Here is a 14,813-nt window from a genome sequence, read left to right as displayed (position 1 = left end):
TGGCGATGTATCCATGACAACTTTTTGATTGTCTTGATTCTCGTTCCTAGGATGGGCACCACGCAACTCCTCTTTTTCGGGACAGCCCCCATGGAACGTACGTCTCCCCTCAACGCCCTGGACAACAGCACTCAGGGTTGGATCAATGGCTTTATCGGCGTGGTGATTTTCAGCGGCTCACTGCCCGCTACGCGCTTGGCGGTCATGGAATTCGATCCGGTGTTTCTGACGATGATTCGCGCCGCCATCGCTGCCGCATTGGGGCTGCTTCTGCTGTGGCTGTTCAAGGAAAAACGCCCCGCGCGCACTCAATGGGTGCCCCTGCTGATCGTCTCCCTCGGCGTGGTGATCGGCTTCCCCCTGCTCACCGCGCTGGCCCTGCAACACGTAACCTCCGCCCATTCCATCGTGTTTATCGGCCTGCTCCCCCTGGCCACGGCGGTGTTTGGCGTACTGCGGGGCGGCGAGCGGCCGCGACCGGTGTTCTGGGTGTTTTCGATTCTGGGCAGTGCCCTGGTGATGGGTTATGCCTTCGCCCAGGGCGTGAGCGCCGCACCGGCCGGCGATTTGCTGATGCTCCTGGCGGTGTTGGTGTGCGGCTTGGGCTATGCCGAGGGCGCGAAACTGTCGCGCAGCCTGGGCGGCTGGCAGGTGATCTGCTGGGCGCTGGTGGTGTCGCTGCCAGTGGTGCTGCCGTTAGGCATGCTCCTTGCTCCGCCACGCTTTGCCGGCATCAGCCTGACAGCCTGGCTGAGCCTGGGCTATGTGGCGCTGTTCAGCATGTTGATCGGCTTTGTGTTCTGGTATCGCGGGCTGGCTCAAGGTGGCATCGCGGCCGTCGGCCAGTTGCAGTTGCTGCAACCGTTCTTCGGCCTGGCGCTGGCGGCGGGCCTGCTGCATGAACAGGTCAGTCTCGGCATGGTGCTGGTGACGGTGGCGGTGATCGCCTGCGTGGCCGGTGCGAAGAAGTTCGCCCGCTAGCGCTGCGGTGCGACCATCTTGAATTTGATATGGATGTCGTTGGAAACCACGCTGTTGCCGGCCCATTCACCCTCACCGATCTTGAAATCGCCGCGATTGAGGATGAATTCGCCGTCGAACACGCCAATGCCATCCAGCTCCTTGAGCACCACCTTTACATCAACCGGGCGTGTGGTGCCCTTGATGGTCAGGTTGCCGCTGATCCTGAAGCGGTTATCCCCCAGCGCCTTGACCCCAGTGGATTCATACACCCCGACCGGATAGGTCGCAGTGTCAAACCAGGACGCGCGTTGCAGGGTGTCATTGGCATCGTCACTGCCGGCGCTGATGCTGGTGAGCTGGATCTTGAGCAGCGCGTGTCCCGCCTCCGGCGCCTGCGTATCAAAGGCCAAGGTGCCCTCGAATTCCTTGAACCTCCCATACATCCGCTGCCCCAGTTGTTCGTAGGTGAAACTGATCTGGCTGGCAGTGTGATTGACGTCCTTGTACTCCACCGCCTGGGCGCTGGCGATAAAGCCCAGGACAAGCGCAACCGGCAAAAATCCACGTTTCATGCACCACTCCGCAAAGTCTGGATGTATTCCCATCACGCGTTTGTCCTGCTAAACAGAATAGTCGCCCACAACAATAAGGACGTTGCATGCAAGCGCTACAAGACATCACCGCACCGGAAGGCATCTGCTACGGCTGCGGGGGCAGCAACCCTCACGGGCTGCACATCAAGAGCCGCTGGGACGCAGACGGCATCCATTTGATCGCCCAACACGCGCCAGAAGCTCACTTCACTGGCTGGCCGGACCTGGTCTACGGCGGCCTGATCGCCATGCTGGTGGACTGCCATTCCAACTGGACCGCCATGGCCTACCACTACCGCACCGAGCAACGCGAACCCGGCAGCCTGCCACGCATCGACTGCGTGACCGGCAACCTCGGCATCAAATTCATCAAGCCCACGCCCATGGGTGTCACCCTCACCTTGCGCGCCAGGGTCGAAGGCAACGTGGAGCGCAAAACCCGCGTGGTCTGCGAGGTATACGCCGGCGACGTGCTCACGGCAATCGGCGACTCGGTGTTCGTGCGCGTCGACACCGGGCAACTGGCCGCTGCCGCCCATGGCCGCGAGGACTGAAGCTGGTCTACATTGACTGTCACCGCTAATCGAGGATTGCACCGATGACTCGTCTCACCGCGAAAGACTTTGCCCCCGAACTGCTGGAACTCTACGACGGCTACGCCCACGGCAAGATCAACCGCCGTGAGTTTCTCGACCGCGCTGCGCTGTTCACGTTTGGCGGCCTGACCGCTTCCGCTCTGCTCGCCTCCCTGAGCCCTAACTACGCCCTGGCCGAGCAAGTGAAATTCACCGACCCGGACATCGTCGCCGACTACGTCACCTACCCCTCACCCAAGGGTAACGGCACGGTACGCGGCTACCTGGTACGCCCGGCCAAGGCTGCGGGCAAGTTGCCGGCGGTGGTGGTGGTCCACGAAAACCGCGGCCTGAACCCGTATATCGAAGACGTCGCCCGACGCCTGGCCAAAGCCGGCTTCATCGCCCTGGCCCCGGACGGTCTGACCTCGGTCGGCGGCTACCCCGGCAATGACGAAAAAGGCGTGGCGCTGCAACAGACCGTCGACCCGACCAAACTGATGAACGACTTCTTCGCCGCCATCGAATGGCTGATGCACCACGACAGCAGCACCGGAAAAGTCGGCATCACCGGCTTCTGCTACGGCGGTGGCGTGACCAACGCAGCAGCGGTGGCCTACCCCGAACTGGGCGCAGCCGTCTCGTTCTACGGCCGCCAACCGGAAGCCAAGGACGTACCGCGGATCAAGGCGCCGATCATGCTGCACTTCGGCGAGCTGGATACACGTATCAACGAAGGCTGGCCGCCCTACGAGGCAGCCTTGAAAGCGGCCGGCACAACCTATGAAGCGTTCATCTACAAGGGCGCCAATCACGGCTTCCACAATGACTCGACGCCACGTTATGACGAAGCAGCCGCCAACCTGGCATGGGAAAGAACACTGGGGTGGTTCAACAAATACCTGGCATGACTGGCGCTGCTCTGGCTGTTGCTCCTGCTTTTGATCTTGATCCAAAGCGCCCCGTCAGACGCGCTGGCCGAACGCAGGCTTGAATCCGTGGGCAACCCGGCAGGACGCCGGGTTAGCCGCACTGGGCCATAGATCCAGCCGGAGTGAGGGCATGCCGATTCCAGACGAAGCACCGAGTGTTGGGGCGAAGGCCTTTTGGTTACTTCTGGCTGGGCCGGCATTCCGGCCTTTCCAAAAGTGACCCGCTGTAAGCGCGGAACCCTAAGCCGCCGTTACCGCAGAGATGGCTATGTACCCCAACCAACATATGAGTCGACTGTCAGGCCGCCATCGGGAGCAAGCCCCCTCCCACATTTGGATAGGGGACCATCAGTCAAATGGCGTAACCCTGGCCGCCGTTGACGCAGAAACAGACATGTACCAGCTCTCCTACGCAAAACCCATCACCCCCTTGACATCAATGCTCCAAAGCATACCACCGGCAATGATCCAAATACCCCTGCTCATGACTCCCCACCAGCTGCACCACGCTGGTCCACAACCACGAAGGCGCATCCAACTCCCTTGACCGGTTTTCCTGCAAAACCGCCATCCAATCCTTACGAGTCGCCCGATCCATCTGCCGGGCATGAGCAACGCCAACCACCCGAGCCAAATAACCCGCAGCGTGCATCGCGTCAGTCTCGCTCAACTCATCCAACTCCAACTTCATGTCCTGAGGCAGCAGTTCGCGAATAAAAAACCCGTGATCCAGAAACCGCGTCGCCACCATCCGCTCTCCAAGGCCCGGCGACAACTGACGCGCAGCTTCCACAACCCGGCGGGCGTTGTCCCTCGGCATCTTCGCCCGTGCGGCCCGGGGTGCAGCGGCGCCGACCGCCTCCTTGATATCGATCAGGCAATACGCCTGATCATCCTTATCACCAACACCGAGCAAGGCCGCATAGCGCAACAAGCCAAGGGAGCTGCAGCCCTTGACCCAATAAGCGCAATCCAAAAGTTCGACCTTGGCGTCCTTGGGCCGGCCTTTGAGCGAAGTGACCAACTGGTGGATCTCGTCCGACGCGCAGACGACTTTCAGCGCACTTTTTTCGGCCCGCGACAACGGCCAGAAATGCTTGCCTAACGGGATGGTCGGCCGGGCGCTTTCGATGCGCTCACGGGCCAAGTGCTTCCAGGTGCGCGCCACGGCGTTGCGCATCCCCGCCTTGACCTGGGACGGGCGTGGCGGCGTTTCATCGGGTTTGTCTTTGAAGGCTTGCTCGTAGCCCACCATCATTTCTTCAAGCATGCGTGCGGTGGTCACCCCCGGCAGGTCCGAGCCTCGCGCGGCGGTCGCCAGGGACAAGGCCAGGCGCACCAGATCGTGGGCCGGGTTGCCAATCACTGCCTGGTCCAGGTCGCGGATATGCATATCGATGCGCCCCTTGGTGTCGCCGGTGGGGCCAAGGTTGCCAGCGTGGCAGTCGCCGCAGATCCAGATCGCTGGCCCGCGGGGCAAACGGCGTCCAGGCAAGCTGTGCAGCCACTCGTAGAATTGAACGGTACTGCCGCGCACATAAGCGTGGGCCGAGCGCGCCATCTTGAGGTTTCGCAGTTGGGTCAGGTGGGGCATACGAGCGGAGGGGCGCGGTGTTTTCATGGAATAACTCAGTACAGGTGTAGCGGTAGAGCGATGCGCCTCGGAGAATGTTTCATTATGTTTCTAAAAAATTTATCACGTTGGCCTTCTCCCGTTATATGCAGGCAAGAGACTTCATCGTTTGCCCAGAGCAGGCGAACTGCCTATATTTGCCTCCCCCGCGAGGGTCTTTTTTTAATCGATCACTTTCATGGAAACACTCTCATGCCCCTATCTATGTTCTCAGGCATGCGCAATCTCACGGCGGTAGCCGCCCTTGTCGCTACCGGCCACTGCCTGGCCGCGACCGATCTGCAGGCGGTGGTGGACGCGAGTGTCAAGCCGCTGATGCAGCAACAGGCCATTGCCGGTCTTGTGGTCGGCGTGGTTCAGGACGGCAAAGCGCACTATTTCAACTACGGCGTCGCGTCCCAGGAGACGGGGCAGCCCGTCAGCGAGAACACCCTGTTCGAAGTCGGGTCGGTGAGCAAAACCTTCACCGCCACCCTCGCCGGTTATGCGGCGGCCACCGGCAAACTCAAGCTTTCGGCCCCGGCCAGCGACTACCTGCCAGCCTTGGGTGGCGGCAAGTTTGATCACATCAGCATTCTTAACCTCGGCACCTACACCGCCGGCGGCCTGCCTCTGCAATTTCCACCGGAGGCTGACAACAATCAGCACATGATCAGCTACTTCCAGCAGTGGAAACCCGACTTCGCCCCAGGCACCCAGCGTTTGTATTCCAACCCTAGCCTGGGCCTGTTCGGCTACCTGACGGCGCAGAGCCTCAAGCAACCGTTCGATCAGGCGATGGAAAAAACCCTGCTGCCCAAACTTGGGCTCAAGCACACCTTCGTCAAGGTGCCGCCGAGTCAGATGAGCCTCTACGCACAAGGCTACGGCAAGGATGGCAAACCGGTGCGCGTCGGCCCCGGCGCCATGGACAGTGAGGCTTACGGCATCAAGACCAGCGCCTCGGACTTGCTGCATTATGTGCAAGCCAACATGAACCCGGCGAAGCTGGAAAGCGCCGTGCAACGCGCGGTCAGCATCACTCATACCGGCTACTACACCGTCGACGGCATGACCCAAGGGCTGGGCTGGGAAATGTACCCTTATCCCATCACGCTCGATGCGTTGACTGACGGCAACTCCACACCAATGGCCATGGAGCCGCACAAGGTGAACTGGCTAACCCCTGCCCAGGCGCCCCACGCCAACACGCTGGTGAACAAGACCGGTTCCACCAATGGTTTTGGCGCCTATGTGGCCTACGTGCCGAGCAAGGGATTAGGGGTGGTGATTCTGGCCAACAAGAACTACCCGAATGCAGAGCGGGTGAAAGTCGCCCATGCAGTGTTGAGTGCGCTGGACCATTAAAGCCGGACACGAGCCCACCCTGTGATGAAGGGCTTGCTCAGCCACAGCAAGCCCTCCACCACATTTGACCTTCATCGTGTTCATAAACGTTATTCAGCATTCGCCCACGTCATCCGAAACGACGCCCCACCCCGCTCCGAATCCTGCACATGCACCTGCCCGCCATGCCATTGGGACACTCGCTGCACCAGCGCCAGGCCCAGGCCGAAGCCGCCGGTACGGCGATCACGGCTGGCATCCAGGCGCATAAACGGTTGGAAGATCTTCGCCCGGCTCTCCTCGGGTACACCCGGGCCGTCGTCACATACCCGCACTTCATAACCGTTGCCGAATTTGATCAGTGAAATGTCCACACGGTGCTCGGCGTAACGGATGGCATTGCGCAGCAGGTTGATCACCGCTCGCGCCATGAAACGCGGCTCGATCTGGATCACGTCCACTTCGCAGGTGCGCAACGACAAGTGTATGCCCGCCGCCTCCGCCTCCAGGGCCACGCTACCGATCACGCTGTCGAGCCAGCTATGGGCTTCGATGCGCTCGCGAGTGACCTGGGTCGCGCCGCGTTCCAGGCTGGCGTAGGTCAGCAGTTCGGAAACCATTTCCTCCAGCTCGCCCAGGTCGGCGTACATATCGGCGATCAATTCGCTGCGCTGACGCGGGTCGGCCTGCTGCTTGAGTTGGTCGAGTTCAAACGACAATCGTGCAATTGGCGTACGCAGCTCATGGGACACCGCATTGGTGAGTTCGCGCTGGTTGGCGATCAGGCTCTCGATACGCTCGGCCATCTGATTGAAGTGCCCGGCCAGTTCGCGCACGGTGGAGCGGCGCGGCAGCAGGATGCGCGAGCCGAGGTCGTTGTCGCCAAAACGTTGTGCGGCCAGACGGATGTGCTCCAAGTCACGCCAATGCGGACGCACCCAGAAATACAGCACTACCGCCAGGCACAGACCCAGCAGGCTGTAGGCCCACAGGTATAGCCATTTCGGCTCTGCCGGCAGTTTGATTTCGAGCAGTTGTGGACCGCTGTCGACCGAGGCGATGAACTCCATGAAATCGCCACGCACTACCAAGTGGCCGGCCGCCAACAATTGTTGTTCACGGGGGGTCAGGGCCAATTCATCACGCTGGACCAGTTTCAGCAGCAAACCATAATGTGGCTGCAATTGGGCCAGCCGCGCCGGACGCGCATCGGCCGGCAACGGGCGCAACTGCTCCACCAGACCGTACGCCGGGCCACGCATGGCTTCGCGATTATAGGTTTCGTTGGCTTCGGGCAGCAGTTCATCAAAGGTGTAGTTGACCAGCCAAATCGCCCCCGCCAACCCCAGCGCGAGGATGATGTACAGGCGCATGTATAAGCGCAGCATCTAGACCTCCCAAGCAAACGGATTGAACAGATACCCCTTGCCCCAGATCGTCTTGATACACACCGGCTCACGTGGGTTGTCATTGAGTTTGCCGCGCAGTTTGCTGATGTAGACGTCGACGCTGCGGTTAAGGCCGTCGAACGCGATACCGCGCATGCGGTTGAGAATGTCATCGCGGGAAAGAATGGTGCCGGCGTTGCTGGCCAGCAACCACAGCAATTCGAACTCCATGGTGGTGAGGTCGATCTTGTCGTCCCCCAGGCTGACGACCCGGCAACTGCGGTCGATGGCCAACCGACCGAACGCCAGCGCCCCGCGTACGGTAGGCTCCGGCAATTGGCGGCGTTGCAGCGCACGCAGGCGCGCCAGCAGCACCGGCGGTTTGATCGGTTTGATCACGTAGTCGTCGGCGCCGGATTCCAGTCCGAGGATATGGTCCAGGTCATCCTCCTTGGCGGTGAGGATCACGATGGGAGTGTCGGACACACTGCGAATCTCGCGGCACACCTGTAGGCCGCTCTGGCCCGGCAGCATCAGGTCGAGTACGACCATTTTCGGTTTGAACGCCAGGAACGCCGCCAAGGCTTCATCACCTCGGTGTACCACGCGAGGCTCGAAGCCGTGTTGTGATAAAAAATGCGCGATCAGCCCCGCCAGCTTCTCGTCGTCCTCAACAAGCAGAACCTTACCCTGACCCAGGTTTTCCATACGTTCTCAGTGCGCGCACGCGGATTGAAGAGGCGGCATTATAGGTGGCAAGCTGGGCAACTGAAGCAGATAGCCAACGGGCGTCCCTGAAGCTTCATGTTTTTAAGAGTTTTTTACAAATAGCCTGCATTCTTTAACGCCAATCACAGGGAGTTGTATGCGTAAGGATTACCTGGCGTTCTTTGTTTCGCTGTTCCTGTCGCGTCTGGCGGATCAAATCCTGTTGTTTATCGTGCCGCTGATCGTATTTCAAACCACCCAAAGTGCGTCGTGGGCAGGCCTGGCCTTTTTTATCGAGTCGCTGCCACGCTTCCTGGCCTTCCCGGTGTGCGGCGCCGTGTGCGACAAGTATTCGCCCGTGCGTATCCTGCATATCAGCCAGGTCTACCGGGCGCTGGCCTGTGTGGTGGCTGTGGCGCTTTACGGGATGTTCGACGGTATCTACTGGCTGGTGCTGCTGTCCGCGCTATGCGGGGTGCTGACCACCCAAGGCATCATGGCCCGGGAGGTGCTGATGCCGCATATCTTTGCGCAATACAGCTATGCCAAGACGTTGTCCTACTCCCAGATCGCCGACCAATCCGGCCTGGTACTGGGGCCGTTGTTGGCCGCGCTGATGCTGGAGGTGTGGGCCTGGCATTGGGTAGTGCTGGGGGTTGCAGGGCTGTTCGTGTTGGCAGACCTGGCGATGCGCGCGTGGCAACGTAACACCTCAGTCAACCCGCAACCCCATCAGCAGCACCGTGATATCTGGCTGCAACCGCTGCGCATCGCCATCGCGCATATCCGCAACCTGCCGGGGTTGAAACGCCTGATTGCGCTGACGGTGGGCGTGAACCTGCTCATTGGCGCCACCCTGGCCACTTCCGCCGCCATGGTCACTGGCGATTTCAACGCCGACAAGGATGCCTACGCGCTGCTGCAAGCGGCAGGTGCGCTGGTGACTATCGTGATTCTGTTCTACCTGTCGCGCACGACCTTGCCGTTAAAACGCCTCGGCGGTGTGTCTTACGGACTGATCACTGTGGGCGCGCTGATCATGGCGGTCAGCCCCAACCTGTGGGCTTACAGCCTTGGCTTCCTGCTGGTTATAGGCTTCGACAAGATGTACAGCGTCTATATGCGCAGCGTGCGCCAGCAGGTCATCCCGGTAGAGGACTTTGGCAAGACCGTCGGCATGATCACCTTACTCAATAACCTGCCACAGCCCTTGGCCGGCCTGGTGATTGCCGTGCTGGCAGCACCCTTGGGCACGCAAACGGTGATCATGCTGCTGACCGGGATCACCGCGCTGATCGGCATGGCCGTCGCCTCAGGCCGGCACACCACTGTGAAAGCGAAACTCGACGTCAGGTGACTCAATCAATTCCTGCTCGGCCGCCCTCACCCGCTCGATTACCTGAGCGATATCCTTTGCATCGCCATACTGGTAGGCCAGCTTCAGGTAACCCTGGAAATGCCGCGCCTCGCTTTTCAGCAGGCCGAAGTAGAACTTGCTGAGTTCTTCGTCCAAATGCGGCACCAACGCTTCGAAACGCTCGCAACTGCGCGCCTCGATAAACGCCCCGACTACCAACGTATCCACCAATTTCACCGGTTCATGGTTGCGCACGACTTTGCGCAAGCCCGAGGCATACCGGCTGGCATGCAACTGGCGCAGTTCAATCTTGCGCTTTTTCATCAGGCGCATGACCTGTTCGTGGTGCACCAGTTCTTCGCGGGCCAGGCGCGACATCATGTTGATCAGGTCGACATGGCCGTGATACTTGGCGATCAGGCTCAAGGCGGTGCTCGCGGCCTTGAATTCGCAGTTCTTGTGGTCGATCAGCAGCGTTTCCTGATCGGCCAACGCGGCCTGGACCCAGGCGTCGGGGGTGCGGCAACCGAGGAATTCGTGGATTTCTGGCAGGTTCATCGGGCTCACGGGGAAAAGGATCACAAAAGGCCGGCGATTATACCGACCACGCCGCAGACCACCAGCCACCGGCCTTGATGTGCATCAACATGACGGCTGCCGGGCAGCAACTATAGTTATTCCACGCCCACTCTTTTGGAGATCCCGACCATGCAAGCCATCCGCAGTATCCTGGTGGTCATCGAGCCCGAGCATTCGGAAAGCCTGGCCCTCAAGCGCGCCAAGCTGATCGCCGAGGTTACCGGCGCGCACCTGCACTTGCTGGTCTGCGATAAAAACCATGAGCATTCGGCGCTGTTGAGCCTGCTCAAGGCGGGTTTGCAGGAGGATGGCTACAGCGTGACCACCGAACAGGCGTGGAATGCCAGCCTGCATGAAACCATCATTGATGTGCAGCAGGCTGAGGGCTGCGGTTTGGTGATCAAGCAACATTTTCCCGACAGCCCGCTGAAGAAGGCGCTGCTGACACCGGCGGACTGGAAGCTGCTGCGCTTTTGCCCGACACCGGTGTTGCTGGTCAAGACGTCCACGCCATGGGCTGGCGGGGTGATCCTGGCAGCAATTGATGTGGGCAATACCGACAGCGAGCACCGTTCGCTGCACAATTCGATCATTGATCATGGCTTCGACATCGCCAGCCTCGCCAAGGCGCAGCTGCATGTGATCAGCGCCCATCCGTCGCCGATGCTGTCGGCGGCGGACCCGACATTCCAACTCAAGGAAACCATCGAAGCGCGCTACCGCGAGCAGTGCCAGGCGTTCCAGGCTGAGTTCGACGTGGACGACGCGCACCTGCATATCGAGGAAGGCCCGGCGGATGTGCTGATTCCATTCGCGGCGCACAAGTGGCAGGCAGCAGTGACCATCATCGGTACCGTAGCGCGCACCGGAATTTCCGGTGCGCTGATCGGCAACACGGCGGAGGTGGTGCTGGATGCTGTGGAAAGTGATGTGTTGGTGCTCAAGCCGCAGACATTGATGGATCACCTGGAAGAGCTGGTCACCAAACCCTGACGCCTATCCTCCAGATAACCGACGTCCAATGTGGTAGGCGGCTTACCCCCTCCCACATTCCGATTTTTGCCGTCAGGTAGAGAGCGCATCCCTGAGGAACCCTGGGGCGATATAGCGCTGGTAGTGGGCCTCGGACAGGATAAAGAACTCACGGTCGATGGCATCGCGCAGTTCCGGCAACGCCCAATCACGAAACTCCGGCAACAGCACCATGCCGTACGCCTCCAGGTTATTGATGACCCGCGCCCCGCGCGCAATCAACTGGTATGCCCAGCAGTACTCGGATTGGTGCGGCACGAAGCGGATCTTGCGCTGCTCCAACTGACCGCGCAGAGTCTTGGGGTCGAAAATCTCCAGTTTGCCGGCCATCACCTGCACCAGCAGTTGCTCCAGGCGCAGCCATACCGCACGTTTTTCTTCTTCGCTATAGCCATTCCACAGGATTACTTCGTGGTGGAAGCGCTTGCAGCCACGGCACACCAGATCGCCGTAAACCGTGGAGCACAGGCCGACGCAGGGGGTCTTGATGGTTTGGTTGGACATGGGCAACGACACGCAAATCAGCGAAACAGTGCGCCATGTTAGCCCTTTGTCTAAGGTTGATCACCCAGCAAACTTGCCATGGCAACTTACCTTTAGAAATTTTTTGCCGTAGAATCATCCGGCCTTGTAAGGCGCCAATAATCCGCTGGAAGCTGTTTTCAAAGCGTCACGAGCACAGTCGTTCCTTCAGAACGGTGTTGGCGCGGACTTGACCCCGGTAGGTCAACAACCGCGCCAACCCTCATCAGCTCCGTTCTGCAGGCGTAAAACTTTGAAAGCAGCTTCTGTGAGGAATGCCGGCAGCGCTGGCTTTGCGGCCCAAAAAGCCCCCGAGCGCATGCGTGCCGTTCATTTCTGGATGAGCGTCCCGTGGGACCACTGATGAGGGTAATAACTGTGCTTGAAGCCTACCGCAAACATATCGAAGAGCGTGCAGCCCTGGGTATTGTTCCCCAGCCGCTTAACGCCGAACAAACCGCAGGCCTGGTCGAGCTGCTGAAAAATCCTCCAGCCGGCGAAGAAGAATTCCTCGTTGACCTGATCACCAACCGCATTCCACCTGGTGTTGACGAAGCTGCCTACGTCAAGGCCGGCTTCCTGTCTGCCCTGGCCAAGGGCGAAGCCACTTCCCCCCTGATCGACAAGAAACGCGCTGTTGAACTGCTCGGCACCATGCAAGGCGGCTACAACATCGTGACGTTGGTCGAGCTGCTGGACGACGCCGAGCTGGCGCCTGTCGCCGCGGCCCAACTCAAGCACACCCTGCTGATGTTCGACGCGTTCCACGACGTCGCCGAAAAAGCCCGCAACGGCAACGAGCACGCCAAAGGCGTTATCCAGTCCTGGGCTGACGGCGAGTGGTTCCGCAACCGCCCTACCCTGGCCGACAAGATCAGCCTGCGCGTATTCAAGGTCACCGGCGAAACCAACACCGACGACCTGTCCCCTGCTCCGGACGCCTGGTCCCGCCCTGACATCCCGCTGCACGCCCTGGCCATGCTGAAAATGGCTCGCGAAGGCATCGTGCCGGACGAGCAAGGCAAGACCGGCCCGATGAAGCAGATCGAAGAAATGCGCGGCCAAGGCTTCCCGATCGCCTACGTCGGTGACGTGGTCGGTACCGGCTCTTCGCGTAAATCCGCTACCAACTCGGTACTGTGGTTCTTCGGCGACGACGTACCTTACGTACCGAACAAGCGTGCCGGCGGTTTCTGCTTCGGCAGCAAGATCGCTCCGATCTTCTACAACACCATGGAAGATGCTGGCGCACTGCCAATCGAATTCGACGTGACCAACATGAACATGGGCGACGTGATCGACCTGTATCCTCATGCTGGCAAAGTCTGCAAACACGGCACCGATGAAGTCCTGACCACCTTCGAAATGAAGACCCCGGTCCTGTTGGACGAAGTTCGTGCCGGCGGCCGTATCCCGTTGATCATCGGCCGTGGCCTGACCGACAAGGCTCGCGCCGAACTGGGTCTGGGCCCTACCGACCTGTTCAAGCTGCCTGAAGCACCGGTCGACACTGGCAAGGGTTTCACCCTGGCCCAGAAAATGGTCGGCAAGGCCTGCGGTCTTCCGGAAGGCAAAGGCGTTCGTCCAGGTACGTACTGCGAACCGAAGATGACCACCGTGGGTTCCCAGGACACCACCGGTCCTATGACCCGTGACGAACTGAAAGACCTGGCGTGCCTGGGCTTCTCGACAGATCTGGTAATGCAGTCTTTCTGCCACACCGCGGCTTATCCAAAGCCGATCGACGTGACCACCCACCACACCCTGCCTGACTTCATCATGACCCGTGGCGGTGTATCGCTGCGTCCAGGCGACGGCATCATCCACAGCTGGCTGAACCGCATGCTGCTGCCGGATACCGTCGGTACCGGTGGTGACTCCCACACCCGCTTCCCGATGGGCATCTCGTTCCCAGCCGGTTCCGGTCTGGTAGCGTTCGCCGCAGCCACTGGCGTAATGCCACTGGACATGCCGGAATCGATCCTGGTGCGCTTCAAAGGCAAAATGAAACCTGGCATCACCCTGCGTGACTTGGTTCATGCCATTCCTTACTACGCGATCCAGTCCGGTTTGTTGACTGTCGAGAAGAAAGGCAAGAAAAACGCCTTCTCCGGCCGCATCTTGGAAATCGAAGGCCTGAACGACCTGACGCTGGAACAGGCTTTCGAGCTGTCCGACGCCTCGGCCGAACGTTCGGCTGCCGGTTGCACCATCAAGCTGTCGAAAGAGTCCGTCACCGAGTACCTTAACTCCAACATCACCCTGCTGCGCTGGATGATCGGCGAAGGCTACGGCGATGCACGTACCCTGGAACGTCGTGCTCAAGCGATGGAAGCCTGGGTAGCCAACCCAGAGCTGATGGAAGCCGATGCCGACGCGGAATACGCCGAAATCATCGAGATCGACCTGGCCGAAATCAACGAGCCGATCCTCTGCGCACCGAACGACCCGGACGACGCTCGTCTGCTGTCGAGTGTTGCCGGCGAGAAGATCGACGAAGTGTTCATCGGTTCGTGCATGACCAACATCGGTCACTTCCGCGCTGCCGGTAAGTTGCTGGAGCAGGTCAAGGGTCAGCTGCCTACCCGTCTGTGGCTCTCGCCGCCGACCAAGATGGACGCTCACCAACTGACCGAAGAAGGCTACTACGGCATCTACGGCAAGGCTGGCGCGCGCATGGAAATGCCGGGCTGCTCGCTGTGCATGGGTAACCAGGCACGTGTAGAACCGAACTCGACTGTTGTGTCGACCTCGACCCGTAACTTCCCTAACCGTCTGGGTGATGGTGCCAACGTCTACCTGGCCTCGGCTGAGCTGGCGGCAGTAGCCTCCACCCTGGGTCGCCTGCCGACCGTCGAAGAGTACATGGGCTACGCGGCGAAACTGGACACCATGGCCAGCGACGTCTACCGCTACCTGAACTTCGACCAGATCGCTGAGTTCCGCAAGATCGCAGCAAGCGCCAACATCCCGGTGATTCAAGCCTAAGGTGTTGATGTAACAAAAACGCCGCGTATCGCAAGATACGCGGCGTTTTTTTATGCCTGGAATACAAACACATTCAATTGATCCCCCTGTCACTGACCCACCGCTATCGGGAGCAAGCCCCCTCCCACAGTTTTGGCCGCGACGAGCAACCTTATACCTTCAACCGCACCACCGTCTGATCCTCAAGGTGAGCTGGCTGAAGACACCGTTCCAAATA

The 14,813-nt window shown here is 60.0% G+C and carries 13 protein-coding genes; 7 read left to right on the top strand and 6 right to left on the bottom strand.

The genetic code is table 11. The annotated features are described in order from the left end of the window. Positions 1–90: 90 nt before the first annotated feature. Entirely contained in the window at positions 91–981 is an 891-nt protein-coding gene (locus ACKZ62_RS12745; RefSeq protein ID WP_447096766.1) for a DMT family transporter, read from the top strand. Here ACKZ62_RS12745 and ACKZ62_RS12740 read toward each other — a convergent pair. Beyond that, a complete protein-coding gene (locus ACKZ62_RS12740) occupies positions 978–1,535 on the bottom strand; it encodes a YceI family protein (RefSeq protein WP_099602312.1) in 558 nt (185 codons plus the stop codon). The two genes, ACKZ62_RS12745 and ACKZ62_RS12740, sit on opposite strands and share 4 nt — an antisense overlap. Before the next feature lie 86 nt (positions 1,536–1,621). On the opposite strand from ACKZ62_RS12740, the gene ACKZ62_RS12735 reads away from it, so the two are divergent. Both ACKZ62_RS12735 and yghX read left to right on the top strand, forming a co-directional pair. Then, complete coding sequence (locus ACKZ62_RS12735; protein ID WP_095184598.1) at positions 1,622–2,110, top strand: PaaI family thioesterase; 489 nt, start codon at positions 1,622–1,624, stop codon at positions 2,108–2,110. 44 nt (positions 2,111–2,154) lie between these two features. After that, positions 2,155–3,042 carry a YghX family hydrolase gene (gene yghX / locus ACKZ62_RS12730; protein WP_032887176.1) on the top strand — a complete coding sequence of 296 codons (888 nt, stop codon included), beginning with the start codon at positions 2,155–2,157 and terminating at the stop codon, positions 3,040–3,042. Positions 3,043–3,499: 457 nt separating this feature from the next. Here the strand turns inward: yghX and ACKZ62_RS12725 are convergent, their stop codons facing one another. Beyond that, positions 3,500–4,684, bottom strand: a complete 1,185-nt coding sequence (locus ACKZ62_RS12725) for a DUF2252 family protein (protein WP_447096765.1) — start codon at positions 4,682–4,684, stop codon at positions 3,500–3,502. 204 nt (positions 4,685–4,888) lie between these two features. Between ACKZ62_RS12725 and ampC the strand changes: the two genes are divergently transcribed. Then, a complete protein-coding gene (gene ampC, locus ACKZ62_RS12720) occupies positions 4,889–6,043 on the top strand; it encodes a class C beta-lactamase (RefSeq protein ID WP_447096764.1) in 1,155 nt (384 codons plus the stop codon). Positions 6,044–6,132: 89 nt separating this feature from the next. On the opposite strand, the gene ACKZ62_RS12715 is transcribed toward ampC, so the two are convergent. Together ACKZ62_RS12715 and ACKZ62_RS12710 are read right to left on the bottom strand one after the other, a co-directional pair. After that, positions 6,133–7,410 (bottom strand): ATP-binding protein, encoded by a 1,278-nt coding sequence (locus ACKZ62_RS12715; protein ID WP_032887179.1) that lies wholly within the window; start codon positions 7,408–7,410, stop codon positions 6,133–6,135. Next, positions 7,411–8,118: a winged helix-turn-helix domain-containing protein gene (locus ACKZ62_RS12710; RefSeq protein ID WP_095184596.1), complete on the bottom strand. Its 708-nt coding sequence runs from the start codon at positions 8,116–8,118 to the stop codon at positions 7,411–7,413. Between the two features lie 157 nt (positions 8,119–8,275). On the opposite strand from ACKZ62_RS12710, the gene ACKZ62_RS12705 reads away from it, so the two are divergent. Continuing rightward, positions 8,276–9,475: an MFS transporter gene (locus ACKZ62_RS12705; protein ID WP_447096763.1), complete on the top strand. Its 1,200-nt coding sequence runs from the start codon at positions 8,276–8,278 to the stop codon at positions 9,473–9,475. Here ACKZ62_RS12705 and miaE read toward each other — a convergent pair. Beyond that, positions 9,431–10,033 (bottom strand): MiaE family protein, encoded by a 603-nt coding sequence (gene miaE, locus ACKZ62_RS12700; protein ID WP_032887182.1) that lies wholly within the window; start codon positions 10,031–10,033, stop codon positions 9,431–9,433. The two genes, ACKZ62_RS12705 and miaE, sit on opposite strands and share 45 nt — an antisense overlap. Before the next feature lie 150 nt (positions 10,034–10,183). Here miaE and ACKZ62_RS12695 point away from each other — a divergent pair, with 150 nt between their 5' ends. Beyond that, complete coding sequence (locus ACKZ62_RS12695) at positions 10,184–11,047, top strand: universal stress protein UspL (protein ID WP_032887183.1); 864 nt, start codon at positions 10,184–10,186, stop codon at positions 11,045–11,047. 72 nt (positions 11,048–11,119) lie between these two features. Here the strand turns inward: ACKZ62_RS12695 and ACKZ62_RS12690 are convergent, their stop codons facing one another. Continuing rightward, positions 11,120–11,590: a DUF1289 domain-containing protein gene (locus ACKZ62_RS12690; RefSeq protein WP_032887184.1), complete on the bottom strand. Its 471-nt coding sequence runs from the start codon at positions 11,588–11,590 to the stop codon at positions 11,120–11,122. A gap of 396 nt (positions 11,591–11,986) precedes the next feature. Here ACKZ62_RS12690 and acnB point away from each other — a divergent pair, with 396 nt between their 5' ends. Then, on the top strand, positions 11,987–14,596 hold the full coding sequence (gene acnB / locus ACKZ62_RS12685; RefSeq protein WP_447096956.1) for a bifunctional aconitate hydratase 2/2-methylisocitrate dehydratase: 2,610 nt from the start codon (positions 11,987–11,989) through the stop codon (positions 14,594–14,596). The last annotated feature ends 217 nt before the right edge of the window (positions 14,597–14,813 follow it).

Source organism: Pseudomonas sivasensis, assembly GCF_052938085.1.
The sequence above is the reverse complement of the archived record's forward strand: the minus strand, read 5'-3'. Positions and strand labels throughout refer to the sequence as shown.